The 25,875-nt window shown below is 66.6% G+C and carries 21 protein-coding genes; 14 read left to right on the top strand and 7 right to left on the bottom strand.

Features of this window, described 5'->3' with window-relative positions; translation table 11 throughout:
• The first annotated feature begins 23 nt into the window (after nt 1-23).
• The 7 genes from GV161_RS01805 (at nt 24) to GV161_RS01775 (ending at nt 9,548) form a co-directional block, all read left to right on the top strand.
• Complete coding sequence (locus GV161_RS01805) at nt 24-1,169, top strand: 2-aminoethylphosphonate--pyruvate transaminase (protein WP_152012123.1); 1,146 nt, start codon at nt 24-26, stop codon at nt 1,167-1,169.
• A gap of 10 nt (nt 1,170-1,179) precedes the next feature.
• The gene (phnA, locus tag GV161_RS01800) at nt 1,180-2,433 is read left to right on the top strand and encodes a phosphonoacetate hydrolase (protein WP_152012124.1); all 1,254 of its coding nucleotides are present in this window, start codon (nt 1,180-1,182) and stop codon (nt 2,431-2,433) included.
• Between the two features lie 2 nt (nt 2,434-2,435).
• Nucleotides 2,436-3,887 carry a phosphonoacetaldehyde dehydrogenase gene (gene phnY / locus GV161_RS01795; protein WP_152012125.1) on the top strand — a complete coding sequence of 484 codons (1,452 nt, stop codon included), beginning with the start codon at nt 2,436-2,438 and terminating at the stop codon, nt 3,885-3,887.
• Between the two features lie 105 nt (nt 3,888-3,992).
• Nucleotides 3,993-5,012 (top strand): putative 2-aminoethylphosphonate ABC transporter substrate-binding protein, encoded by a 1,020-nt coding sequence (locus tag GV161_RS01790; RefSeq protein ID WP_244623876.1) that lies wholly within the window; start codon nt 3,993-3,995, stop codon nt 5,010-5,012.
• 48 nt (nt 5,013-5,060) lie between these two features.
• The gene (locus GV161_RS01785) at nt 5,061-6,152 is read left to right on the top strand and encodes a putative 2-aminoethylphosphonate ABC transporter ATP-binding protein (protein ID WP_152012126.1); all 1,092 of its coding nucleotides are present in this window, start codon (nt 5,061-5,063) and stop codon (nt 6,150-6,152) included.
• A complete protein-coding gene (locus GV161_RS01780) occupies nt 6,149-7,864 on the top strand; it encodes a putative 2-aminoethylphosphonate ABC transporter permease subunit (RefSeq protein ID WP_201302970.1) in 1,716 nt (571 codons plus the stop codon). Before GV161_RS01785 ends, GV161_RS01780 begins: the two co-directional genes overlap by 4 nt.
• Nucleotides 7,865-7,883: 19 nt before the next feature.
• Nucleotides 7,884-9,548 carry a Na/Pi cotransporter family protein gene (locus GV161_RS01775; RefSeq protein WP_152012127.1) on the top strand — a complete coding sequence of 555 codons (1,665 nt, stop codon included), beginning with the start codon at nt 7,884-7,886 and terminating at the stop codon, nt 9,546-9,548.
• A 10-nt stretch (nt 9,549-9,558) separates the two neighbouring features.
• Here the strand turns inward: GV161_RS01775 and GV161_RS01770 are convergent, their stop codons facing one another.
• Nucleotides 9,559-10,452 (bottom strand): LysR substrate-binding domain-containing protein, encoded by an 894-nt coding sequence (locus GV161_RS01770; RefSeq protein WP_152012473.1) that lies wholly within the window; start codon nt 10,450-10,452, stop codon nt 9,559-9,561.
• Between the two features lie 144 nt (nt 10,453-10,596).
• Between GV161_RS01770 and GV161_RS01765 the strand changes: the two genes are divergently transcribed.
• Complete coding sequence (locus GV161_RS01765) at nt 10,597-11,958, top strand: aspartate aminotransferase family protein (protein WP_152012128.1); 1,362 nt, start codon at nt 10,597-10,599, stop codon at nt 11,956-11,958.
• A 10-nt stretch (nt 11,959-11,968) separates the two neighbouring features.
• Nucleotides 11,969-12,979: an NAD(P)-dependent oxidoreductase gene (locus GV161_RS01760; protein ID WP_152012129.1), complete on the top strand. Its 1,011-nt coding sequence runs from the start codon at nt 11,969-11,971 to the stop codon at nt 12,977-12,979.
• A gap of 8 nt (nt 12,980-12,987) precedes the next feature.
• Here GV161_RS01760 and GV161_RS01755 read toward each other — a convergent pair whose 3' ends face one another.
• The 6 genes from GV161_RS01755 to GV161_RS01730 all read right to left on the bottom strand — a co-directional run bounded on the left by GV161_RS01755 (nt 12,988) and on the right by GV161_RS01730 (nt 21,117).
• Nucleotides 12,988-13,905 (bottom strand): tetrahydrofolate dehydrogenase/cyclohydrolase catalytic domain-containing protein, encoded by a 918-nt coding sequence (locus GV161_RS01755; RefSeq protein ID WP_152012130.1) that lies wholly within the window; start codon nt 13,903-13,905, stop codon nt 12,988-12,990.
• A gap of 42 nt (nt 13,906-13,947) precedes the next feature.
• Entirely contained in the window at nt 13,948-14,853 is a 906-nt protein-coding gene (purU, locus tag GV161_RS01750) for a formyltetrahydrofolate deformylase (RefSeq protein ID WP_152012131.1), read from the bottom strand.
• 3 nt (nt 14,854-14,856) lie between these two features.
• Nucleotides 14,857-17,286: an FAD-dependent oxidoreductase gene (locus tag GV161_RS01745; protein ID WP_152012132.1), complete on the bottom strand. Its 2,430-nt coding sequence runs from the start codon at nt 17,284-17,286 to the stop codon at nt 14,857-14,859.
• Between the two features lie 74 nt (nt 17,287-17,360).
• Nucleotides 17,361-18,131, bottom strand: coding sequence for a DeoR/GlpR family DNA-binding transcription regulator (locus GV161_RS01740; protein ID WP_280179015.1), 771 nt, complete (start codon nt 18,129-18,131; stop codon nt 17,361-17,363).
• A 216-nt stretch (nt 18,132-18,347) separates the two neighbouring features.
• Nucleotides 18,348-20,279 (bottom strand): FAD-binding monooxygenase, encoded by a 1,932-nt coding sequence (locus GV161_RS01735; protein WP_152012134.1) that lies wholly within the window; start codon nt 20,277-20,279, stop codon nt 18,348-18,350.
• A gap of 55 nt (nt 20,280-20,334) precedes the next feature.
• Nucleotides 20,335-21,117: a class II aldolase/adducin family protein gene (locus GV161_RS01730; RefSeq protein ID WP_152012135.1), complete on the bottom strand. Its 783-nt coding sequence runs from the start codon at nt 21,115-21,117 to the stop codon at nt 20,335-20,337.
• 500 nt (nt 21,118-21,617) lie between these two features.
• Here GV161_RS01730 and GV161_RS01725 point away from each other — a divergent pair, with 500 nt between their 5' ends.
• The 5 genes from GV161_RS01725 to GV161_RS01705 all read left to right on the top strand — a co-directional run bounded on the left by GV161_RS01725 (nt 21,618) and on the right by GV161_RS01705 (nt 25,852).
• Nucleotides 21,618-22,184: a biotin transporter BioY gene (locus tag GV161_RS01725; RefSeq protein ID WP_244623877.1), complete on the top strand. Its 567-nt coding sequence runs from the start codon at nt 21,618-21,620 to the stop codon at nt 22,182-22,184.
• A 62-nt stretch (nt 22,185-22,246) separates the two neighbouring features.
• Entirely contained in the window at nt 22,247-23,251 is a 1,005-nt protein-coding gene (gene bioB / locus GV161_RS01720) for a biotin synthase BioB (RefSeq protein ID WP_244623908.1), read from the top strand.
• Complete coding sequence (bioD, locus tag GV161_RS01715) at nt 23,248-23,883, top strand: dethiobiotin synthase (RefSeq protein ID WP_152012137.1); 636 nt, start codon at nt 23,248-23,250, stop codon at nt 23,881-23,883. The genes bioB and bioD overlap by 4 nt, the downstream gene beginning before the upstream one ends.
• 250 nt (nt 23,884-24,133) lie before the next feature.
• A complete protein-coding gene (locus GV161_RS01710) occupies nt 24,134-24,616 on the top strand; it encodes a MarR family transcriptional regulator (protein WP_152012138.1) in 483 nt (160 codons plus the stop codon).
• A 276-nt stretch (nt 24,617-24,892) separates the two neighbouring features.
• Entirely contained in the window at nt 24,893-25,852 is a 960-nt protein-coding gene (locus GV161_RS01705; protein ID WP_152012139.1) for a tripartite tricarboxylate transporter substrate binding protein, read from the top strand.
• The last annotated feature ends 23 nt before the right edge of the window (nt 25,853-25,875 follow it).

Raw genomic sequence — 25,875 nt, 5'->3', positions numbered from 1 at the left:
CGCAACGACATCGCGAGACCATCATGGCCCAGGCCCGCCGCCCTGCCTCCTCCGAAACCGGTGATCCACTTCTGCTGACGCCCGGCCCGCTGACGACGAGCAAGGCCATCAAGGAAGCGATGGTGCACGACTGGGGTTCGCGCGACGCCACCTTCGTCGGGATCAACAAGGCGGTTCTCGAGGAGCTGCCCAAGGTCATCCATGGTGGCGAGGACTTCGTCACGGTGCCGATGCAGGGCTCCGGCACCTTCGCCGTCGAAGCCATGCTGACCACCTTCGTGCCGCGCGACGGCAAGATCCTGGTCCTGATCAACGGCGCCTATGGCCAGCGCGCCAAGCGCATCCTGGAGATCGCGGGTCGCGCCGTCGTCGTCCACGAGACCGCCGAGGATACGCCGCCCGATCTTACCGAGGTCGACCGCATGCTGGTGGCGGACGCCGGCATCACTCACGTCTTCACCGTCCATTGCGAAACCACCAGCGGCATCCGCAACCCGGTCGAGGCGATCGCGGCACTGGTCAAGCGCCATGGCCGCCGGTTGCTGGTCGACTCGATGAGCGCTTTCGGCGCCCTGGCGCTCGACAGCCGCGAGGTCCATTTCGACGCGGTCGCGGCGTCCTCGAACAAGTGCATCCAGGGCGTTCCGGGCCTCGGCTTCGTCATCGCCCGCAAGAGCGCGCTGGCCGAAACCAAGGGCAACGCCACCACGCTGGTGCTCGACCTCTACGACCAGAACGCCGGCTTCGAGCGCACCGGCCAGTACCGCTTCACCCCGCCGATCCACGTCATCGTCGCCTTCCATGCGGCGCTGCAGGAATTCTGGGCCGAGGGCGGCGTCGCCGGGCGCGGCGAGCGCTATGCCGACAATGCCCGCATCCTGATCGAGGGCATGCAGGAGCTCGGCTTCCGGACGTTGCTGCCGGCGGCCCGGCAGGCGCCGATCATCGTCACCTTCCACATGCCGCAGGACAAGAACTTCGTGTTCCAGCGCTTCTACGACGCGCTGAAGGATGCCGGCTACGTCATCTATCCCGGCAAGCTCACGGTCGCCGACAGCTTCCGGATCGGCTGCATCGGCGCGCTGGGCGCGCAGGACATGCGCAATTTCGTCGCCACCGTGTCGTCGGTTCTCGACGAGATGGGCGTCGGCCTGAAGTCGGCCGCCTGAGGAGCACATCATGACTGTCCATACGAAAATCGACGGCGCGGTCATCGCCAACGGCCGCGGCTATGCCCGCCCGGCTCGTCCGACGGTGGTGATCTGCATGGACGGCTCGGAGCCGGCCTATATCGAGGCGGCCAGCGCCAAGGGGCTGACCCCGAACCTCGACCGGATCATGAAGACGGGGGCGAGCACCCACGCCTATTCGGTGATCCCGAGCTTCACCAACCCGAACAACCTCTCGATCATCACCGGGCGCCCGCCGGCGGTCCACGGTATCGCCGGCAACTTCTTCTACGACCGCGAAGCCAAGGAAGAGGTGATGATGAACGACGCGCGTTTCCTGCGCGCTCCGACCATCCTCGCCGAGTTCCAGAAGGCCGGCCTCAAGGTCGCGATGGTCACCGCCAAGGACAAGCTGCGGACCCTGCTCGGCAAGGGGCTCGATTTCGCCAGCGGCTCGGCAATCGCCTTCTCCTCGGAAAAGGCCGACAAGGCGAACAAGGCGGAGAACGGCATCGAGAAGGTGCTGGATTTCGTCGGCATGCCGGTGCCGTCGGTCTATTCGGCTGACCTTTCGGAGTTCGTCTTCGCCGCCGGCGTCAAGCTGCTCGAGAGCTTCAAGCCGGACCTGATGTATCTCTCGACCACCGACTATGTGCAGCACAAGGCGGCGCCCGGCTCGGAGATGGCCGACAGCTTCTATGCGATGTTCGATGCTTACGTCGGCAAGCTCGACGGCCTCCGCTGCACGCTGGTGATCACCGCCGACCACGGCATGAACGACAAGCACCTCGCCAATGGCGAGCCGGATGTCGTCTATCTGCAGAGCCTGATGGACGAGTGGTACGGCCGCGGCACCATGCGGGTGATCCTGCCGATCACCGATCCTTACGTCGTCCATCACGGCGCGCTCGGCTCCTTTGCCACGGTCTATCTGCCCGACGGCGCCAGCCAGGAAGAGGTCGCCGCCCGCATCTCCGGCCTCGACGGCATCGCGCTGGCGGTGACCTCGGCCGAGGCCTGCGAGCGCTTCGAGCTGCCGGCCGACCGGATCGGCGACGTCGTCGTGATCTCGACCCGGCAGAAGGTGATCGGCACCTCGCCCGACAAGCACGACCTCTCCGGCCTGACTGAGCCGCTGCGCTCGCATGGCGGGATCACCGAGCAGCGCGTGCCGATGATCGCCAACCGGCCGATCACCGTCCCGGACGGGCGTATCCTGCGCAATTTCGACGTCTTCGACGTCGCCCTCAATTTGGTGCACTGACGATGAACGCGACCGTGAAGCCGCCGGTGCGGCGCGAGGCGATGCGCATCGCCGGCAAGCTGGTCTCGACCGAGGACATGGTCGAGGTCCGCAATCCCTATGACGACAGCGTCGTCGGGCTCATTCCAGCGGCAAGGCCGGAGCATGTCCGCGAGGCCTTCGCCAAGGCCAAGGCGTTCAAGCCGGTGCTGACCCGCTATGAGCGCCAGCGCATTCTGCAGAAGACGGCCGAACTCCTGTTCGCACGCAAGGAAGACTTCGCCCGGCTGATCACCGCCGAGGCCGGCCTGTGCTGGAAGGACTCGCTCTATGAGGCCAGCCGCGCCTACGACGTCTGGTCCTTCGCAGCCCAGCTCACCATCAAGGACGATGGCGAGATGTTCTCCTGCGACATCTCGCCGAACGGCAAGGCCCGCAAGATCTTCACGACGCGCCAGCCGCTGCTCGGGGTGATCTCGGCGATCACGCCGTTCAACCACCCGCTCAACATGGTCAGCCACAAGCTGGCGCCGGCGATCGCGACCAACAATCGCCTCGTCCTCAAGCCGACCGAGCTGACGCCGCTGACCGCCCTGGCGCTGGCCGACGTGCTCTACGAGGCCGGGTTGCCGCCGGAGATGCTGTCGGTCGTCACCGGCAATCCCTCGACCATGGGCGATGCGATGATCACCGATCCCGATGCGGATCTGGTGACCTTCACCGGCTCGGTCCGAGTCGGCAAGCACATCGCCAACACGGCCGGCTACAAGCGCATTGTGCTCGAGCTCGGCGGCAACGACCCGCTGATCGTCATGGAGGATGCCGATCTCGACAAGGCGGCGGAGCTTGCCGTCACCGGCGCGACCAAGAACTCCGGCCAGCGCTGCACGGCAGTGAAGCGCATCCTGGTGGTCGAGAGCGTCGCCGAGGCCTTCGCCAAGCTCGTCGTCGAGAAGGCGAAGAAGCTGAAATGCGGCGACCCGATGGACCCGGCGACCGATGTCGGCACCGTCATCAACGCACGCTCGGCCGCGCTCTTCCAGGCCCGCGTCGACGATGCCGTGACGAAGGGTGCCGAGGTCCTCTACGGCAAGCGGGCGGAAGGGGCGCTGTTCCACCCGACCGTGGTCGACAAGATCCCCTACACCTGCGAGCTTGTGCATGAGGAGACCTTCGGCCCGGTCATCCCGATCATCAGGGTGCCCGACGACATCGCCAAGGTCATCGCGATCTCGAACTCGACTGCCTATGGCCTGTCTTCCGGCATCTGCACCAACCGCTTCGACTACATCCAGCGCTTCGTCGCCGAGCTGGAGGTCGGTACGGTCAATCTCTGGGAGGTTCCGGGCTACCGGATCGAGATGTCGCCCTTCGGTGGCATCAAGGACTCCGGCCTCGGCTACAAGGAGGGCGTCGTCGAGGCCATGAAGTCCTTCACCAACGTCAAGACATGGTCGATGCCCTGGAGCGCGTGACCAAGAAGACCAACGCAGGCGGAGCGATCCGCCTGCGTTTTTGCATGTCAAAACAAAGAAACGTTGAAAGAGCGTTCTAACCGATCTCAACGAGGGGATGAGAACATGAAGAACTGGCTTGCTTCCTGCGTCATCGGGGCATTTGCGCTGGCGCTTCCCGGCGTCGCCCTGGCGCAGAAGACGAAGGTGACGGTCTACACCGCGCTGGAGAACGACCAACTCGGCCCGTTCAAGGCGTCGATCGAGAAGGCCGTGCCCGAGGCCGACGTGGTCTGGGTCCGCGACTCCACCGGCGTCATCACCGCCCGCTTCCTGGCCGAGAAGGACAATCCGCGGGCCGACATGGTGATGGGCCTGGCCGCATCGAGCCTCTTGATGTTCAAGAAGGCGGGGCTGCTCGAAGCCTACAAGCCCGCCGGCGCCGATGCGCTGAAGCCGGTCTTCCGCGACGGCAACGAGCCCTACACCTGGACCGGCATGGACGCCTATCTCGGCGTCGTCTGCTTCAACACCGCCGAGGCCAAGGGCGTCCCGGTGCCGACTTCATGGAAGGACCTGCTCAACCCGGCGCTCAAGGGCAAGATCGTGATGCCGCATCCGGCCTCGTCCGGCACCGGCTATCTGATGGTCGCGGGCTGGCTGCAGAGCATGGGCGAGGCCGAGGGCTGGAAGTTCATGGACGGCCTGCACGAGAACATCGCCGCCTATCTGCACTCCGGCTCCGCTCCTTGCGTCCAGGCGGCGCGGGGCGAGCGCACCGTGGGCCTGGCGCTCGACATGCGCGGCGCCTCCGAGAAGAGCAAGGGCGCGCCGATCGAGGTCGTGATCCCGAAAGAGGGCGTCGGCTGGGAGATGGAAGCCAGCGCCATCGTCAAGGGCAGCAAGAACCTCAGCGTCGCCAAGAAGGTCGCCGACTGGTCGACCACCAAGGAGGCCAACGAGCTCTACTCGAAGACCTATGCGATCGTGGCGGCGCGGGGCATCGAGAACAAGCCCGCCAACTATCCCGCCAATGCCGAAGCGGGGATGATCAAGAACGACCTGTCCTGGATGGCCGACAATCGCGACCGCGTCCTCGCCGAATGGTCGAAGCGCTACGAGTCGAAGGCGGCGCCCAAGAACTGACGCCATCGCGCCCGAAGCCAGCTGCGCGTTCAGATGAAGGTCGGCAAGATGAGCACGAACACGGCTCCGTTTATCTCGATCCGCAAGCTCGCCAAGAGCTTCGGCGCCTTCCAGGCCCTGCGCAGCATCGATCTCGACATCCACCGCGGCGAGTTCGTCTGCTTCCTCGGCCCGTCGGGTTGCGGCAAGACCACCCTGCTGCGCGCGATCGCCGGCCTCGACCTGCAGGACAGCGGCAGCATCCAGATGGGCGGGCGCGACGTCTCCCGTGCGAGCCCGGCCGAGCGCGATTTCGGCATCGTCTTCCAGTCCTATGCGCTGTTCCCGAACCTGAGCGTCGCCGACAATGTCGGCTATGGCCTGGTCAACCGCCGTCGCCCGTCGGCGGAGATCACCCGGCGCGTCGACGAACTGCTTGCGCTCGTCGGCCTGCCCGAACAGAGCAAGAAGTACCCGATCCAGCTCTCGGGCGGACAGCAGCAGCGCGTCGCCCTGGCCCGCGCACTTGCGACCGCGCCGGAACTGCTGCTGCTCGACGAGCCGCTCTCGGCGCTCGACGCCAAGGTCAGGATCAGGCTGCGCGACGAGATGCGTTCCCTCCAGCAGCGGCTCGGCGTGACCACGATCATGGTCACCCACGACCAGGAGGAAGCGCTCGCCATGGCCGATCGCATCGTCGTGATGAGCGACGGCGCCGTCGAGCAGGTCGGCACCCCCGAGGAGATCTACCGCCGCCCGGGCACGCCCTTCGTCGCCGATTTCGTCGGCCACATGACCTTCCTCGACGCCGTCGTCACCGGGCCGGGCCAGGTGCGCGTCGGCGAGCTCGATCTGCTCGTCGCCAATGCCGCGCCCTTCAGCGTGGGCACGCCTGTGCGGCTCGCCATGCGTCCCGAGGAGGTGCGCACCCGCTCGATCACGGCCGAGACCCCCAACCGCTTCGAGGCGACGATCGGTGACCTGTCATTTCTCGGGTCTTATTGCCGGGCGCATCTGGAGCCGACGAATTCACGTTCGACGCGGATCGCCGCCGATTTCTCGACGAATGCGATGCGCGACCTCGCCATCCTGCCGGGGCAGGTGCGCACGGTCGCCTTTCCGCCCGAGGCGCTGCATGTCTTTGCCGGGGGTGGTCGATGAGCCATGCCGCGACACCGCTGACGATGACAAGCGCCACCGTGAAGATCTCGCCGCCGCGGCTCAGCGAACGCCATGTCGCCGGCGTGCTGATCCTGGCGCTCTGCGCGGTGCTCATCCTGATCATCGCCCTGCCGCTCTGGGCGCTGCTGTCCAAGAGCCTCGAGGATACCCAAGGACGCTTTGTCGGGCTGGCGAACTTCGTCAGCTATGCGACGACGCCGACGCTGCTCTCCTCGTTGACCAACAGCGTGCTCGTCGCCAGCGTCACCACGGGAATCGTGCTGCCGCTCGCCTTTCTCTACGCATACGCCCTGCGCCGCAGCTGCATTCCTGGCCGGGGGCTGTTCTATGCTGCGGCGATGGTGCCGGTTTTCGCGCCCTCGCTGCTGTCGGGCCTGGCGCTGATCTACATCTTCGGCAATCAGGGCCTGCTCAAATCCTGGATGATGGGCGCCTCGCTCTACGGGCCGGTCGGCATCATCGGCGCCGAGGCGCTCTACAGCTTTCCCCATGCCGTGCTGATCCTGGTCACCGCGCTCAGCCTGTCTGATGGCCGGCTGCGCGAGGCGGCCGAGGCGATGGGCACGACGCGCTGGCGCATCTTCCGCACGATCACGCTGCCGGGTGCGCGCTATGGCGTGATCAGCGCTGCCTTCGTGGTCTTCACTCTGGTGATCACCGATTTCGGCATCCCCAAGGTGATCGGCGGGCAGTTCAGCGTGCTTGCGACCGACGCCTATCGCCAGGTCGTCGGCCAGCAGAACTTCCCGATGGGCGCCGTCGTCGGCATCATCCTGCTGGTTCCGGCCGTGCTCGCCTTCTTCGTCGACCGCGCCGTCCAGCGCCGCCAGAGCGCCATGCTCTCGGCTCGCGCGGTGCCTTATTCGCCGCGGCCCGAGCGGCGCCGCGACCTTGCGCTCCTCGCCTTCGTCGGCGTGACGGCGCTCGCCATCGTCGGCCCCTACGGCATCGCGATCTGGGGCTCCTTCGTCAAATACTGGCCCTATAACCTGTCGCTGACGCTGAACAATTACGATTTCGCCGCGGTCGATCCGGAGGGCTGGACGACCTATGGCAATTCGCTGCTGCTGGCCTCGCTGACGGCGGTGATCGGCACAACGCTGATCTTCATCGGCGCCTATCTGATCGAGAAGCTGAAGCTGTTCCCGCGCTTACGCGCCTTCGCGCAGTTCCTGGCGATGCTGCCGATGGCGGTGCCGGGGCTGGTGCTCGGTCTGGGCTACGTCTTCTTCTTCAACGCCGGCTGGAACCCGCTCGGCGTCCTCTACGGGACGCTGACCATCCTGGTGATCAACACGATCGCCCATTTCTACACCGTCGGGCACATCACCGCCCTGACCAGCCTGAAGCAGATCGACGGCGAGTTCGAATCGGTCTCCGCCTCGCTCAAGGTGCCGTTCTGGTCGACCTTTCGCCGCGTCACCGCGCCGATCTGCTTGCCGGCGATCCTCGACATCGCCGTCTATGTCTTCGTCAACGCGCTGACCACGGTCTCGGCCGTGATCTTCCTCTATGGCGCCGACACCAAGCTCGCCTCGATCGCCATCGTCCACATGGACGAGGCTGGCGCCATCGCCTCGGCCGCCGGCATGGCGAGCGTGATCATGCTGACCGCCATCGCCGTGAAGCTCGCCCATGTCGGGCTCGACCGGCTGGTGTTCGGCCGCCTGCAGCGCTGGCGGCAACGCTAGCTCCTCCGGACACGTTGCCATGACCGGACAGACGCCGACCCAGATCCTGCTCGCGCTGGCCGGCGAGGTCGCGCTCTTGCTCTGGAGCGTGCAGATGGTGACGGCGGGCATCTCGGCCGCCTTCGGCAGCCGGCTGCGCGCTGTGCTGGCGACTGGCCTCGACAGCCGCTGGCGTGCCTTCGGGGCCGGGGTGCTGGTGACGGCCGGCCTGCAGTCCAGCACCGCGACGGCGATGATGATCGCCTCCTTCTCGGGAGCGGGGCTGATCGCCTTGGCACCGGCGCTGGCGATGATGCTCGGCGCCAATGTCGGCACGACGCTGATCGTCCAGTTCGTCAGCTTCGACACCAGCACCCTCGTGCCGCTGCTGATCCTGGCGGGCTATGCCGGCATGCGGCGCTTCGGGCGGCTGCCGGCGCGGGAGACGGCGAAGGCGCTCTTCGGCATCGGTCTGATGCTTTTGTCGCTGCGGCTGATGCAGGGCACGATGGGGCCGGTCGAGCACTCGCAGGTGCTGCGTACCGTGCTCGGCTCGCTCTCGGACGACCCGCTGATCGCCCTGCTGCTGGCGGCTACCCTAAGCTTCGCCGCCCATTCCTCGCTGGCGGCAATCTTGATCGTGATGAGCCTTGCCGCGACCGGCGTGATCGGCACACCGACCATGCTGGCGATGGTGCTGGGCTGCAATCTCGGCACGGCGATGAACCCGCTCGTCCAGGCGCTGAAGGGCAATGCCGCGGCGCGCCGGGTGCCTCTGGGCAATATCGCCAACCGGGCGCTGGGCTGCCTGCTCGGGCTGGCGCTATTGCCCTTGCTGACAAAGCTCGTCGGGCAGATCGGCCTTGCACCGGCGCAGGCGGCGGCCTTGTTCCATCTCGCCTTCAACCTCGCGATGGCGGCGCTCTTCCTCGTGCCGCTGCCGGCGATCGCGCGGCTGCTGATGCGCGTCATGCCCGAGCCCGCTCCGGAGGCCGACCCGTCGCGTTCGCGCTATCTCGACAAGTCCGCTCTGGCGACGCCGACCATCGCCCTCTCGAATGCGACGCGCGAAGTGCTGCGCATGGTCGATGTCGTCGACGACATGCTCAAGACCTCGCTCTCGGCCTTCGAAGGCGACGATCTTAGCCGCGTCGCTGCGGTGAGCCGGACCGACGACGTGCTCGACAGCCTGTTCAACCACATCCAGCTCTATGTCGGCGCGATCGCCCGTGCGGCCCTGTCGGAGGCCGATGAGCGCCGGCTCTCGGCGGTGCTGGTGCTGGCGATCAACCTCGAGCATATCGGCGACATCGTCGAGAAGAACCTGATGCAGATGGCCGGCAAGCGCATCCGCGACCAGCGCCGGCTGCCGCCTGAGGCGCTGGAGCGCATCGCCGACATGCACCAGCGGCTGCGCGATCACCTGCGCCTGGCGATCACCGTCTTCATTTCCGAGGACGAGCCGACGGCGCGCCGGATCATCCGCGAGAAGGAGACCTTCCGCGAGCTGGAACGCGAGGCGATCGAGTCCCACCTTGCCGAGATGCGCACCGGTCATCGCGAAGCCGTCGTCGTCAGCGCTCTCCAGCTCGACATCACCCGCGACCTCAAGCGGATCGATGCCCATATCGCCGCGACCGTGCATGGGCTGCTGGAGCAGAAGGGCGCCCTGATCGGCAGCCGGCTCCTGCGCGCGGCGGAGTGAGGCGATCGCGCTAGGCGATTGCGGGCTGACCGGATCGGCTGTGCAGCGCCTGTGCGGTCGCAAAGAAGGCCTGGATCGCCTTGCTGTTGCGTCGGTCATGCAGGCAGATCAGCGTCTCCCGCATCAGGAGCGGTGGGCCGTCGAGCGCGATGCGGGTAAGGCGCGGATCGTCCTCGCCGAACTCCGCCGCCGAGACGAAGCCGATCCCGCCGCCCGCCGCCACGATCGCCCCGACGGCCTCGCGCCCCTCCGCTTCCACTGCGTAACTGAGCGTGATGCCGCTCTCCGCCGCCCGCTGTTCCAGCATCTGGCGGGTGCGCGAGCCCGGCTCACGCATGATCAGCGGCCAGTCGCTCAATTCAGCCAGCGAGAGGTTCGCCCGAGTGGCAGCCGGGTGGCTGCGGGCGGCGAAGGCGATGATCGGCGAGACGTTGAGCGGCAGGACCTCGAACGGGCGCTCGTCGCCGAGTTCGCCGAGCACGCCGATATCGGCCTCGTAGCCCGTCAGCATCTCGACGATGCTGCCGGTATTGCCGCGGGCGACGCTGACCTGGATGCCGGGATGGCGCTCGCGGAAGGCGGTGAGCACATCGAGCACGTGCTGCACGGAATCGGCGACGATCCGCAATGCGCCCGTGCGCAATGAGCGCTCCTCCTGCAGCAGCTCCAGCGCCTCGCCCTCGGCGCCGAACAGGCGATGGGTAACGGCCAGCAGCCGATGGCCTGCCGGGGTCAGGACGATCTGGCGATGGCGTCGGTTGAACAGAGCGACGTCGTATTCCTCCTCCAGCCGCCGGACCTGGTCGGAGATGGCCGGCTGGGTGAGGTGCAGCGCCTGCGCCGCCTTCGAGAAGCCGCCGGACAGCGCGACCTGGTGGAAGGCACGGAGCTGGACATAGCGCATGGCGAGGAAGACCCGTTCAGAGCGAGCGGGCATGATATCGCTAGAATTTATATGAAGATATGAATTAACGATTTTTCAGATCGTTCGGTTGCCGGCATTCTGCCTCCCGTCGCGCCGTGCTGGGGCGTGAAACGGGAACAGCTCATGCGCGCCGAAGCTTCCGCGATCGTCCACACAGAGGGCGAGTCCAATACCTCTGCGGCCCGCAGCGGCTGGAACGCCGGCATCGGCGACGAGGCGACGCGCGAGCTGCTGGCGCGCGACTCCGCTGCCTTCCTGCATCAGAGCTTGTCGAGCCCCTGCCTCACCGCCATCGCCAGGGCGGAGGGCATCTGGATCGAGGACACGATGGGGCGGCGCTACATGGATTTCCATGGCAACAGCGTCCATCATATCGGCTACGGCCATCCGCGCCTGAAGGAGGCGATCAAGGCGCAGCTCGACGATCTCTGCTTTTCGCCGCGCCGCTTCACCTGCGAGCCCGCGGTCGAGCTCGCCGAGACGCTCGGGCGGCTGGCGCCGGGCGATCTCGGCAAGGTGCTCTTCACCACCGGCGGCTCGGATGCGATCGAGGTGGCGCTACGGCTCGCGCGCGCCGCGACCGGCCGGTTCAAGACCCTGTCGTTCTGGGACGCCTTCCACGGCGCCGGCTTCGGCGCCTCCAGCGTCGGCGGCGAGGCGACCTTCCGCTCCGGCATCGCCGGCCCGCTGCTGCCCGGCGCCGAGCATGTCGCGCCCTGGGGCAACCGCAACTGCGCCTATGGCCACGACAACCTGGAGGATTCGGCTCGGGCCTGCGCGAAGATGATCTCCTATGTGCTGGCGAAAGAAGGGGACATCGCCGCCGTCGTGGCCGAGCCAATGCGGGCGACGCCCTATCCGCCGGCGCCGGGCTTCTGGAAGAGCGTGCGCGAGTCCTGCGACCGGCACGGCACCTTGCTGATCTTCGACGAGATCCCGACTGGTCTGGGCAAGACCGGGCGCTTCTTCGCCCATGAACATGACGAGGTGCAGCCAGACATGGTCGTGCTCGGCAAGGCGCTGGGCGGTGGTATCCTGCCGATCGCCGCCGTCATCGCCCGCCGCGATCTCGACGTGGCCGGCGGCTACGCCATCGGCCACTACACCCATGAGAAGAACCCGGTCACCACCCGCGCGGCGCTGACGACGATCAACATCATCCGCGAGGAGGGGCTGACCGAGCGGGCCGCCGAGCTCGGCGCCCATGCGATGGAGCGGCTGCGGAGTTTCAGCGAGCGCTGCCCCTCGATCGGCGATGTCCGCGGGCGCGGCCTGCTGTTCGGGGTCGAGCTGGTTAAAGATCGCGCCGATTTCACGCCGAACAATGCTCTCGCCGAGCGCGTTTATTATCGCTGCCTCGAAGGCGGGTTGAGCTTCAAGATCAGCCAGGGCAATGTCCTCACCCTGTCGCCGCCGATGGTGATCACGCGGGCCGAGCTCGACCGGGCGCTCGACATCGTCGAGCAGGCGATCCTGGCGGGTTGAGGGGGCGGTGATGAAGGCTGTCCGCACAGACCGGGAACTGGAATGCCCTGAGATCGACGCTGGCCTGCGCGCCCGCGGCGTCGAGCTCGTCACCTTGCCCGACGGGATTTCAGAGGAGGCGCTGGCGCGGGAGGTCGCAGACGCCGACCTCCTGCTGATGTGCTACACGCCGATCACGGCGCGGGTGATTGCGGCAGCCAAGCGGCTCAAGGGCATCGTCAAATACGGCGTCGGCATCGACGCGATCGACATCCCGGCGGCGATGGCTCGCGGCATTCCGGTCGTCAACGTGCCCGAATATGCCGAGGAAACCGTCGCGGAAGGCGCTTTTGCCCTGATGATCGCGCTCGCCAGGCGGATGCCGGAGATCGGCCGCGCCATGCAGAGCGAGGGCTGGATCTGGCCGGCGCAGCGCTGGCTCGGCCGGGACATTGCCGGCGCGACGCTCGGGCTCGTCGGCGCCGGCAAGATCGGGCGCAGCATGGCGCGGATGGCGGGGCAGGGCTTCCGGGCCCGCGTGCTCGGCTACGATCCGCATGTCGATGCCGAGGTGATGGATGCGGCGGGGATCGAGAAGGCCTGCGACCTCCACGCGATGCTGCGGCAATGCGACTTCGTTTCCCTGCACTGCGTTCTGAACGCCGCGACCCGCCATGTCATCGGCCAGGCGGAGCTTGCCTGCCTCAAGCCCGGCGCCATCCTCGTCAATGTCTCGCGCGGCGCGCTGGTCGACGAGGCGGCGCTGGTCGAGGCGGTACTGGCCGAGCGGCTCGGCGGCGTCGGCCTCGATGTCTACAGCCAGGAACCGCTCACCCGGCAAGGACATCTGCTCAGCCCGCTCTTCGGGCGCGACGACGTCATCCTGTTCCCGCATCTGACCTTCTTCACCGCCGAGGCGATGCAGCGACTCTCCGACGACACGCTGGCGCGCTGCTTCGAGGTCCTGGAGGGGAAACTGGTGCAGATCCGCTCGCATGATCCGCGGCTGCGGGCACAGGCGCGCAATGTAGCCTTCGCCTGAGCTTCCCCTCAGCCAACCTCGACTGAGAGATCCGCTGCGAGGTCGCTCTGACGCAAGGAGTGCATACTCGCGCTTGCAGCGATCCGTTCCGCCGCGGAGACCGTGTTGACGAGCAGCATCGTCACGGTCATCGGCCCGACGCCGCCCGGGACGGGCGTGATATAGGACGCCTTGGCTCTTACGGCGTCGAAGTCGACATCGCCCTGCAGCTTGCCCTGCGGGTCGCGGTTGATCCCGACATCGATCACGACCGCTCCGGTACGGACCATCTGCGCCCCGATGAATTTGGGCACGCCGGCCGCAACCACCAGGATGTCGGCCAGGATGGTGTATTGAGCGAGATCGCGCGTCTTGGCATGGCACACCGAGACGGTTGCATCGCGCGCCATCATCATCAGCGCCATCGGCTTGCCCACGATGTTGCTGGCCCCGACGATCGTGACATTGCGCCCCTCGACCGGAATCGCGGCGTGATCGAGCATGCGCATGACGCCATAGGGCGTGCAGGGCGAGAAGATCGTCTTGCCGACGACCAGACCGCCCACATTGTAAAGATGGAAGCCGTCGACATCCTTGTGGATCGAGATCGTCCGCAAGACGGCCTGGATGTCGTGATGAGGCGGCAGCGGCAATTGCACGAGGATGCCGTGGACATCGGGAGACCGGTTCAGGCGCTCGATCTCGCAAATGAGTTCCTGCGCCGAAATGCCGGCGTCGAACCTGATGAGAGTGGATTTGATGCCGACCTCGGCACAGGCGCGGACCTTGTTCTCGACATACACGCGCGAGGCGGCGTTCTCGCCGACAAGGATCACGACGAGATGCGGAACGATCCCGGTTCTCGTGGTGAGCCCGGCGATCCGCAGAGCGGTTTCGGCGCGAATATCGCGCGCGATCTCGCGGCCGTCGAGGATGCGGGCGCTCACGTGAATCTCCGGCTGCGAGTGGTGCTGCGAGGGGGGAGGGGTTTAGCGGAAGATGACCGTGCGCCGGCCGGCCAGCATCACCCGCCGTTCGATGTGGAGGCGCAGGGCCCGGGCCAGGACGACGGCTTCGATATCCCTTCCGGCGCTTACGAGGTCGTCCGGCGCGAGCGAGTGCTCGGCTCGCGCGACGTCCTGGTCGATGATCGGGCCTTCGTCGAGATCGGGGGTGACGTAATGCGCGGTCGCGCCGATCAGCTTCACGCCGCGATCATAGGCCTGATGATACGGCTTGGCGCCCTTGAAGCTTGGCAGGAACGAGTGATGGATGTTGATCGCCCGCCCGTCGAGCGCGCGACAAAGATCGTTCGACAGCACCTGCATGTAGCGGGCGAGCACGACCAGTGAGGAACTGGTCCCCGCGACGATTTCGAGCAGCCGTGCTTCCTGCTCGGCCTTGTTGACAGGCGTGACCGGCAGATAGTGGAAAGGGATATCGTAGCTGCGCGCCAATGCCTCGAAATCACGATGGTTGGAGACGATGGCGGGGATTTCGATGTTGAGATTGCCCGTGGCCTGCCGGAACAGCAGGTCGTTCAGGCAATGGCCGAAGCGGGAAACCATCAGGAGCACTCGCGCGGGGGCGGCGGCTTCGACCGCGTCCCACTCCATGCGAAAGGTGCCGGCGACACCGTCGAACTCGCGTTTGAACGCGGCCTTGTCGAAGCCCTCGCCCGTCGCGAAGGCGACGCGCATAAAAAAGCGGGCGTCGCGCGGATCGCTGAACTGTGCGCTCTCCAGAATGTTGCAGCCATGACGGTAGAGTACGCCGCTGACGGCGTGGACGATGCCCGGGCGATCCTCGCAGGACAGCGTCAGGATACGGTCAGGCTTCTGCACCTTGAAGTCCTGTACCGGGGTCGGGACATGCGCGGAATGAACGTCGACCATGGTCTATGTCCTCTGGCCTGACTTGCGGTCGAGCGGGGCAGCAAGGCTGGCGGTCACGGGTGTCGCCGTGCCCGCGAGATCGATCGTCCAGCTGCGTGCGTCGAGCCAGGCCTGGTCGATCGGCTCGTGGCTTTCGGCCCAGCCGAGTGCGACGATTCCGTCCATGGTCGCACCGAACGCCGCCGAGGTGATCTCGCCGACCGGCTTGCCGTCGGCCAGGATGGCTTCGCCACCCCAGGCCATCTGCCCGTCCGGGCGGGGGCCGACCAGGGCGATGAGACGCTTGCTCCGCGGCGCCGCGCGGGCTGCCACCAGTGCCTCGCGGCCAAGAAAATCGCCCTTGTTCAGCTTCACCGCGAAGCCGAGCCCAGTCTCATAGGGGTTGACGTCGGGCGTCAGCTCGCGTCCCCAGGCGCGGAAGCCCTTCTCGATGCGCAGCGAGTCGACGGCGTAGTAGCCGACATCGACGAGGCCGAGATCGGCGCCGGCTTCGTGCAGCGTATCGTAGATGGCGGCTGCGAACTCGACTGGCACATAGAGCTCGAATCCATCGCCCAGATAGGAGCGGCGGCAGGCCCAGGTGGTGGCATAGCCGATCGTGATCTGGCGGATCGCGTTAGCCGGAAAGTCGGCGGGATCGAACGAGGTCGGCGAGACGCTAGCCAGGATCTCCGGCACCTTCGGGCCGCAGATCGAGAGCACGGCATAAGCCGAGGTCACATCCGTCAGCGTCACGCCGACAGGAAGCTGGCGCCGGATCCAGTGGGCGTCGCGGGTCGCCTGGGCGGTGCCGGTGAGGAGCAGATAGGTGTCGGGCGCGATGCGGGCGGCGGTGAGATCGCTCTCGAAGGTGCCGCGGCCGTTGAGCAAGGCGGTGTAGACGGAGGTGCCAACCGGCACGGCGACGTCGTTGGCCGCAAGGCGCTGCAGCGCGGCCTCGGCCTGCGGTCCCTGCAGCAGAAACTTGGCGAAGCTGCTCATGTCGACGAGGCCGGCCGCCTCGCGGCAGGCGCGATGCTCGGCGGCGACCGTCTCGAACCAGTTCTGCGGCCCGAAGGAGTAGCCGATCGTGCGCTCGTGCTCGCTGCGGGCGAAGTAGTTGGCGCGCTCCCAGCCCATCTTCGAGCCGAAGACGGCGCCCTTGGCGACGAGGCGGTCATAGAGCGGCGAGCGTCGGAATGGCCTGGCGGTGTCGAGCTCGCGGTTGGGCCAGGGCATGGCGTAGTGCAGGCCGAGCGTCTCCTTGATGCGATCCTTCAGCCAGGCCGGGTTGTTGTTGAAGTCGGCGAAGCGGCGGATGTCGACCGGCCAGAGGTCGCTGGTCGCCTCGCCCGCGACGATCCATTCGGCCAGTGCGCGGCCGGCGCCGCCGGCCGAGGCGATGCCCATCGAGTTGAAGCCTGCGCCGACATAGACGCCGGCGACCTCCGGGGCTTCGCCGAGCAGGAAGTTGTTGTCGGGCGTGAAGCTCTCGGGGCCGTTGAGGAAGGTCTTGATCTCCGCCGTCTCCAGAGCCGGGACGCGCTGCAGCGCGTTCTCCATCAGGATCGCGAACTGGTCCCAGTCGTCGGGCAGGAGCTGGAATTCGAACGGGTAGGGGATGCCCTCCATGCCCCAGGGCTTGGCGTCCGGCTCGAAGCCGCCCATGACGAGGCCGCCGACCTCCTCCTTGTAGTAGGTGTAGCCGTCGGGATCGCGCATCACTGGCAGGTCGGGCGTCACGCCCGCGATCTTGCCGGTGACGATGTACATGTGCTCAGCCGAATGCAGCGGCACCGAGACGCCGCACATCCGCCCGACCTCGCGCGACCACTGCCCGGCGCAGATCGCCAGCACCTCGCATTCGACGCGCCCCTGGTCGGTGAGCACGGCCTTGACCCGGCCCTTCTCCGTTTCCACGCCGGTGACACGGACGCCCTCGCGCACGATCGCGCCGCCGTTCCTGGCGCCGCGCGCCAGCGCCTGGGTGATGTCCGACGGATTAGCCTTGCCGTCGCCAGGCAGCCAGACGCCGCCGAGGAGATCGTCGGTGCGCATCACCGGCCATTTGTCGCCGGCCTCCTTCGGGCTGAGCTCCTCGATCTCGACACCCTGGGCGCGGGCGGCCGAGATCGTCCGGCGCAGCTGTGTCATGCGCTCGGGCGTGCGGGCGACCGAGACCGAGCCGCAGCGCTTCCAGCCGGTGGCGAGCCCGCTCTCGGCCTCCAGCGAGGCGTAGAGCTCGGTCGAATAACGGATCAGGCGCGTCATGCTGGACTGGCTGCGCAACTGGCCGACGAGGCCGGCCGCATGCCAGGTGGTGCCGCAGGACAGGCGACCCTGCTCCAGCAGCAGCACGTCGCGCCAGCCGAGCTTGGTCAGGTGATAGGCGAGCGAGCAGCCGATGATACCGCCGCCGATGATGACGACACGAGACTTGGTGGGAATGGACATGAGCGCCTCCGCGATGGACCGCAGTCTAGCGCGCTCGAATCATAAAACAACAAAAAACCACAAAAACGGTCAAATTAAGCGATGCGTATACTGACCCCTCGTTCCGCCAGCTTCGCGGCGATCGGCGCGGGCAGAGCCTGGTCGACGAGGAGGCCGGCGAACGGCGCGTCGTCGCCGATGCGGCTTGGCAGGACGAGCCCGAACTTGCTGGCGTCTGCCATCAGGAAGCCCTGCTCGGCCGCGCCGAGCAGGGCGCCGCGGATCGCCGCTCCGGCGCGAGTATAATCGGTCAGGCGCCCGTCCGGACCAACGCCGCCGACGCTGACGAAGGCGATGTCGGCGGAGAGGCGGGCGATTGCCCGCAAGGTCTCGGCGCCGCCGGTCGCATCCTCGTTACGGTCGAATTCACCGCCGATCAGGAAGACGCGGGCGCCCGCCAGCCGGCTGACCAGCCGGGCATTCTCGAGCGAGGTGGTGTGCACGATCAATCGCTTGCGGTCCGACCGCGCGATTGCGCGGGCGAGGGCCTCGGTCGTGGTGCCGGAGTCGAGCAGGACGGTCATGCCGTCGCCGAGCAGCGAGACTGCAAGATCGGCGATCTTCTCCTTGCCTGCGCGGTTCATCGCTCGGCGGCTGGCGAAGGATGCCTCCGAGCGCTCATGCCGGACCGCGCCGCCATGGACGACCGAGAGCAGGCCGCCCGCGGAGAGGGCCTTGAGATCGCGCCGGACCGTCTCGCGCGAGACGTCGAGCGACTGGGCCAGTTCCTCGACGGTCACCGAGCCCTGCTGGTCGAGAGTGGCCAAGATGGCCTGATGCCGCCGCGCAGCGATGTCGCGTGTCATGAAAAGCGAGACCGGAAGTCCTGGCCGGGCGGGAGAGCCGACGTCACCGGACATATGGAGTTGGCCCGCGCTTGGCAATCGAGGCGGCGAGGGAACGCCAGTCTCGCCTCGGCGAGGCCGCCCGACGAGCCGCGTCAGCGGGAAAAGACGCGACGGCCAGCCATGGCGCAAATGATCTCGGTCACAGCGGGAGTGAGTGGACCGCGTCGACCGCACTTAGCCGGTGGCGGATTGCGGCAGCATGAAAGCGGCGAAGAACGCGGCCAGGGCGGCGTGATCGTCGAGCGGCAGCAGGTTCGCGACGTATTGGTCGGGCCGTACGATCACGAGGCAGCCGCGCTCGCGGTCGATGCCGCGCAGGTCGAAGATGTCCTGGCCGCTTTTAATGTCGGGGCAGAACACCTTTTCGTAATCGATGAGACCGAGGCGGCCTTTGCGCGGCAGGAGCAGGGTGGGCAGCGCCTCCACGGCGACCTCGCGATGCGGCCGCTGCAGGATCGCACGCAGGTCGATGACCGAGTCAATGTCGTCGCCCGCCTTGGTGTAGCGGCGCAGGGGCGAGGCCGGCGAGGTCGTGAGAGCATCGCAAAGCGTGCGCAGGTGTGATGTCGGCGAGGACGGATCAGCCTGGTCGGCAAAGGCGTAGAGGCGCCAGCGGCCATCGGCCCGCGCGACATGGCCGAGCTCGACCGGCTTGGCGTCGCCGAGCCGGATCACCGGCGCGGACTGGAAGCGCGCGCCGATCGGCAATCCTGTCGCGAGATCGGCATGAGTGGGCTCGCCGGTTAGCGGGGAGGGCGCGTAGCGGGTCGCGGTGCCCGCCGTGTAGCGCCCGTGCCTCACGAAATAGGCCTCGACCTCCTTGGGATCGACGCCGTCGCCGGTCTCCGAGGTCTTCAGGGACGCGCTCAGCATCTTCGCCCATTCCCGGTCGAAATCGATCAGTTCCTTGGCGATCGCCTGGCGCTCAGCCGAGTAGCTGTGCAGCAGCTCCGGTGGGCAGTGCCCGCGCAGGACCGCGGCCAGCTTCCAGCCGAGATTGAAGGCGTCCTGCATCGAGACGTTCATGCCTTGGCCGGCCTTCGGGCTGTGGGTGTGGCAGGCATCGCCGGCGATGAAGACGGAGGGCAGGCGCCGTTCCACCTCGTCGGCCGGCACGTCGTCGAACTTGTCGCAGAGGCGCTGGCCGATCTCGTAGACCGACCACCAGGCGACCTCCTTCACCTCGAAGGTATAAGGACGCAGGATGCGCCGCGCTGCCGCGATCAGATGCTCGACGCCGATATTGCGGCTCGCGACCCGCTCGTTCTCGGCAAGCTTGTCGAGCTCGACATAGATGCGGATCAGATAGCCGCCCTCGCGCGGGATGATGATGATCGTGCCTTCGCCGGCGGACTGGATAAGTGCTTTCAGCCGCACATCGGGGAAATCGGTGACGGCGAGGACGTCCATGACGCCCCAGGCCTGGTTGGCGGAATCGCCCTCCAGCGCCCGCCCGATCGACTTGCGCACGGCGCTGCGGGCGCCGTCGCAGCCGACGACATAGCGGGCCCTGACCGTCTCGATCTCGCCTTCATGCGCGGGATCGAGCCGCTCCAGCCGCACCGTCACCGGGTGCGACGCGGCGCTGTCGATCTCTAGGTCGATGAGGCGCCGGGAATAATCCGGCTCCAGCCGGCTGGGCGAGCGGCGCATCACGTCGAGGAAAAAGTCGTGGATCCGGGCCTGATTGAGGATCACATGCGGGAATTCGGAGAGCCCGTCCTCGACGTCCTGGATTCGGCCGCTGCGGGTGATAGCTCCCGGCCGGGCTGCGTCGGGCTTCCAGAACACCGTTTCGTTGACCCAGTAGCTCTCCTTCAGCACCTGCTCGGAGAAGCCGAAGGCATCGAACATCTCGATGGTGCGGCAGGCGATGCCGTCGGCTTGTCCCAGTTCCAGCGGCCCGGGCTTCTGCTCGACGATCCGCGTGGTGATCCCGGGAAACGCCGCGAGCTGCGCCGCCAACGTCAGCCCGGCCGGACCGCAGCCGACGATCAGGACGTCGACCTCCTGCGGCAGGGAGTCCCGGGCAGAGGAAACAAGATTGGTGGCCGGCTCGGAGACGGCAGGATCGCCGGTCCGGAAGCCGTTGAGATGGAACTGCATGGCGGCGACCTTCGGTGAGGCAGGACGATTGAGAGGATCGAAAGCGGCCGGCGTCTCAGCGCCGGCGGGCGCGGGCCTGTTCGAGCCACATCTCCCAGGGGCGGTGGACCTGCGCCTCGATGCTGGCGACGCAGGCCCGGCTTTCGCCCTCGGTGAGATAGGTGACCTCGCCGAGCTGCATCGCCTGGAGCTGATAGCGCGCATTGAGCTCGGCATAGACGGCGCGATAGACCGCCTGCTTGATCGAGCCGCCGACCACGGTCGAGCCATGGCCGCGCATCAGGACGATGTCATGCCCGTCGAAATGCTCGGCCAGCGCCCGGCCGAGATGGTTGTTGCTGATCAGCAGGTCGGTGGCGTCGCCGCCGGCCTCGCGGATCTCGAAGACCGGCGCGCCCTGGCCGACGAAGCCGGCCATGTGGAACATCGCCCTCAGCCGCGTGCCTTTGACCACGCTGAGCGGCACGATCGAATGCGAGTGGCTGTGAATGACGGCGATCACATCCGGGCGCTTGCGGAAGATCTCGGCGTGGATGAAGCGCTCGAGATAGACCTTGCGGCCATTGGCGTTCACCGCCTCGCCATCGAGCGTGAACTCGACGATGTCCTCGGCGGCGACCCGGCTCGGCGCCATGTTACGCGCCAGCAGGAAGCGGTCCGGTCGCTTGTCGTGGCGCACGCTGATATGGCCGAACGCGTCGACGACGCCCTGGTCGAACAGGATGTGGTTGGCCGAAACGAGATCCGCGACGATTTCCGGCGAGGGCGCGGCCGAGGCGGTGGCCGTGTCGGCCAGGTCGACGGCGATGGGGTGGGTGCCATGGTCAGACGTGCACATAGGTCGGTCTCTCCGAAGTCGCCTCGTCGAATGTCCACAGGCCAGGCCTTGCCGATGGGCGGCCAAGCAGCCTGACCAGCCAGACGATCAAAGGGGCAGGCGGGCTGCAAGCTGTTCAGCCTGCGTAGGCGACACCGGTGTCCAGCATCAGGAACCGTCGCGCCAACCTCCCATCCGGCGATCGCCATCAGATCGTCCGTATACTGATTAACAGGATACTTGCTGAATTTCGGATGTCAACTGGAGTGTCGCGCCCGCCGGTCGGCGCGGGTCAGCAGGGGGGCTGTGCATCCAACCTGGGCGCTTCTGGCTTCATTCTTCCAAAATTATCTATAATTATTCAGGTCATGCTAGCAGACGAAAATTGCTGGATTTATTCATCTACGCCCGCGTCCTCAGCATCCGAACCGGACGTGATTATCGATCGCACTATTGCGATAGATCTGAATTCTGTGAGAATTAATAGATCGAATCAAAAATTATCTATAAACGAGGATACCGTGAACTCATCCACTCCCTTTGCCGAAACCTCGGTCCGCTCACTCGCCAGGAGCGCGGGCGTCATCATTCTCGGCGTTGCCCTGATCACGCTTTGCGCCAAGGTTCGCGTGCCGTCCTGGCCGGTGCCGATGACCCTGCATACGCTGGCGGTGATGGCTCTTGCCGTCGCCACGGGGCCGCGTCTCGCCACCGCGACCTTCTTTGCCTATCTCGCCGTCGGTGCGACAGGTCTGCCGGTCTTCTCGGGATCGCCGGAGCGCGGCATCGGCCTGGCCTATATGGTAGGTCCGACAGGTGGTTACCTCCTCGGTTATCTCGCGGGGAGCTGGGTCGCCGGATCTCTCGCCATCGGCCGCGGCACGATCGGGCGGGTGCTCGCGATGCTGGCCGGCCTCGGCATCACCTACGCGCTGGGACTTCCGTGGCTCGCATTCTTCGTGCCCCTGAACCAGATCATTCCGCTCGGCTTCACACCGTTCATCCTCGGCGACCTGATCAACATCGCCATGGTGGCCGTCGGTGCGCTGTTCGTTCCGCCCCGGCTGATCGGGAGGGTCGGTCGATGAAGGCCGAGGCCCATCGCGTCGATGCGCCCGGCGAGCAGGGAAGGGTGCCGCAGACGGACGACATGCAGGGACGGGCGAGGGCGATCTATGCCCTGCCTTTCCCCGAATTGCTGTTCAGGGCGCAGAGCGTGCACCGGCAGCATTTCGACCCGAACGAGGTCGAGGCCGCCGCATTGTTGTCCGTCAAGACGGGAGGCTGCCCGGAGGATTGCGGCTACTGTTCCCAGAGCGCCCGCTACCAGACCGGCGTCAAGGCGACCAAGTTGATGGAGCTCGCCGATATCCTTGCCGAAGCGCGCCGCGCCAAGGCCGGGGGCGCCACGCGTTTCTGCATGGGAGCGGCCTGGCGCAGCCCGAAGGATCGCGACATGGCGGCCATCTGCGCCATGATCAGAGGCGTGAAGGCCCTCGGAATGGAAACCTGCGTCACGCTCGGCATGCTCAGCGAGCCGCAGGTCGGGCGCCTCGCCGAGGCCGGCCTCGACTTCTATAGCCACAACATCGATACCTCCCGGGCCTTCTATCCGCAGATCATCACCACGCGGACGATCGACGACCGGCTGGAAACCCTGTCGCGCGTTCGCGCCGGGGGAATAAAGCTCTGCTGCGGCGGTATCGTCGGCATGGGCGAAGCCGTCGAAGACCGCATCGCGATGCTTGCGACACTCGCTGCGCTGGAGCGCCCTCCGGAGAGCGTGCCTCTCAACATGTGGATGCCGATCGCGGGCACCCCGGTGATGGACAAGGCACGGCCGGTCGATGCCATCGCCTTCGTTCGCCTGGTTGCGGTGGCGCGCATCCTGATGCCTCGGAGTGTCCTGCGCCTGTCGGCCGGCCGTCAGGCCATGAGCGACGAGATGCAGGCGCTGTGCTTCATGGCCGGAGCGAGTTCGATCTTTTCGGGCGACGTTCTGCTGACGACGAACAACCCCGGTCGCGACAAGGACGCGGCGCTCCTCGAAAAGCTCGGGATGCGAACCAAGCATTCAGCGGAGCCCGGCGAAATGGAGGTCCCGGCTCACGCGAGCGGAGCCGCTGCCAGTGCTCCCTTGGCTGGTGCGCCGTGAATCAGGTGATCGTTATTGCCGGAACGGACACCGGCATCGGCAAGACGGTATTTGCAGCAGCTCTCTCGAACCATCTTGGCGCCTGTTACTGGAAGCCGATCCAGTCAGGCCTCGATGGCGAGACAGACAGCGAGGCGGTGGTTCGGCTGGGCGGTGTGCCGGCTGATCACCTCGTTCCGGAGGCCTACCGGCTGCGCACTCCGGCATCCCCGCACCATGCCGCGATGATTGACGGTGTCGCCATCGATGTGGAGCGACTGTCGGTGCCGCGGCTCACGGCCCCTCTGATCATCGAAGGGGCCGGGGGGCTGATGGTTCCGCTCACCGATCGCCGGACCTTTCTCGATCTCTTCGCGCACTGGCGTCGGCCGGTCGTCCTCTGCGCGCGAACACAGCTCGGCACGATCAACCACACCTTGCTTTCGCTCGACGCCTTGCGCCGGCGCTCCGTTCCGGTGCTCGGGGTCGCGTTCATCGGGCATGCGCAACCCGAGACGGAACGCATCATCGGCAAGATGGGCGAGGTCCGGATTCTAGGCCGACTTCCCTGGCTGGAATCGCTCGACGCTGCGAGCCTGAAAGCCGCCTTCCAAACGGCTTTTGCCGGGGCAGGCTTCGAAAGGCGCGGTTGAGGCTCTCCGTCGCCCGAGCCAGGCGTTACCCGGCCGGACTGCCTTGGGCCGGGCAGGCGCGGCGCGGAGGAACATCAGTCGCCCCGGCCGTTGCCGTTTGACAGCTCACAGAATGAAAGTATACAATCGATAATTGAAATAAACCTAGTGATGGTACTGTATTCCATCCTGCCGCCAATGAAGAGTTGGCGGCGAATTTCTTCAGGCGGCGGGATCTTCTGTTGTCCCGCCAAAGCAAAGCAAAGCGACGATGTCGATGGACGATATCTATCATATGCCCGGCCATCTTATTCGGCGCGCGCAGCAGATCGCCGTCTCGCTTTTTCTCGAGGAATGCGCGCCGGTCGATCTCACCCCCGTCCAGTTCGCGGCGCTGGTCACGGTGCGCGACAATCCCGGCATCGATGCGACCCGCCTGTCGGCCCTCGTCGCCTTCGACCGCTCGACGCTCGGCAACGTGCTGGAGCGCATGGAAGCCAAGGAGCTGATCCAGCGCTCCGGCAGCAAGGACGACAAGCGCGTCAAGGTGCTGCACCTCTCGCCCAAGGGCGAGCGCATCCTGAAGGAAGCCGAGCCGTTGGCGCAGCGGGCCCAGGAGCGTATCCTCGCCCCGCTCGCGCCAGGGGATCGCGAGATCTTCATGCGCATGCTCGGGCAGCTCGTCGAGCTCAACAACGAAGCCTCCCGCGTGCCGTTGCGACTGGACGCAGTTCGCTCCTCCGACGCCGCCTGAGGGCGCGGCTTCTTCCGCAATCGCGATTGGGGCCAAAGCGGCCGCGCGAACTCCGCTTCGCCGGGTTCGGGCGGCTCGCCGTTTGACAGCGCCAAGATACGATGTATACTGATAATAAGTATGCGTCCTTATCTTGTAGAGCGAGCTGCAAAAGCACCTGACGGCACCGCCTTGCCGCGCCGGGCTCCGCTGCAAGTCGAGATCGAGGACAGCAGACGGCCTTTCGAACTGAAGCCGAGAACCGCGGCTAACGCGGCCCAATCCGGAGGAAACCAGGTGATCATCACACGACGTGCCGCCTTGACCGGGCTCGCTGGCGCCGCGCTCGCGCCCCGTGCCGCCTTCGCCCAACGCAAGATCGTCAGGCTCGTCGTGCCCGCCGCGGCGGGTGGGGCGATCGACGTCATCGGCCGGCTCTATGCCCAGCGCGTTGCGCCGGCGCTCGATGAATCCTGGGTGGTCGAGAACAAGGCCGGCGCCAGCAACACGCTGGGCGCGGCCGAGGTCGCGCGCTCGGCGCCGGACGGGGCGACCTATCTGACCAATGCCGACATCCACATCATGGCCAGGCATGTGATGCGCAGCGTGTCCTATGACCCGCTGGCCGATTTCACGCCGATCTCCCGCTTCGCGACCTCGCCGATGGTGCTGATCGGCTCGATGAAGACGCCCGCGACCATGCAGGGGCTGATTGCCGACATGAAGGCGAAGCCCGGTGAGTACACCTTCGCCAATTCGGCGCTGGGCAGCATGGGCCATCTCGCCACCGAGAGCTTCAAACGCCGCACCGGCACGAGCGCCGAACTGGTCAATTATCGCGGCACGGCCCCGGCGATCACCGATGTCGTCGCCGCGCAGGTGCCGCTGATGGTCGCTCCGCTCGGCTCGGCCCTTTCCTTCGTCACCGACGGCAAGGTGCGCGCCTTCGCGATCATGGGCGCGCAGCGCAGCGGGCTCCTGCCGAGCGTGCCGACTGCGGGCGAGCAGGGGCTGTCTGATCTCAACTTCACGCTCTGGTACGGCCTCTGGGGCCCGAAGGGCCTGCCGGCCGAGACGGTGCAGCGCGTCAACGCGGCGGTGCAGGCGGCTTCCAAGGATCGCGAGATCGTCGAGAAGCTGACGGCGCTCGGCGCGGAGGCCGTGACTGAGGACCCGGCGAGCTTCGCCAAGTTCATCGAGGCCGAGATCCAGCGCGCCAACCGCGTGGTCGAAGAGGCCGGCATCAAGCCGGGCTGATCGGCAGGGCTGGGCAGGTTCGG

It is taken from the genome of Bosea sp. 29B, from assembly GCF_902506165.1.
Lineage (GTDB): Bacteria > Pseudomonadota > Alphaproteobacteria > Rhizobiales > Beijerinckiaceae > Allobosea.
This window is presented reverse-complemented; position numbering and strand designations above follow the sequence as displayed.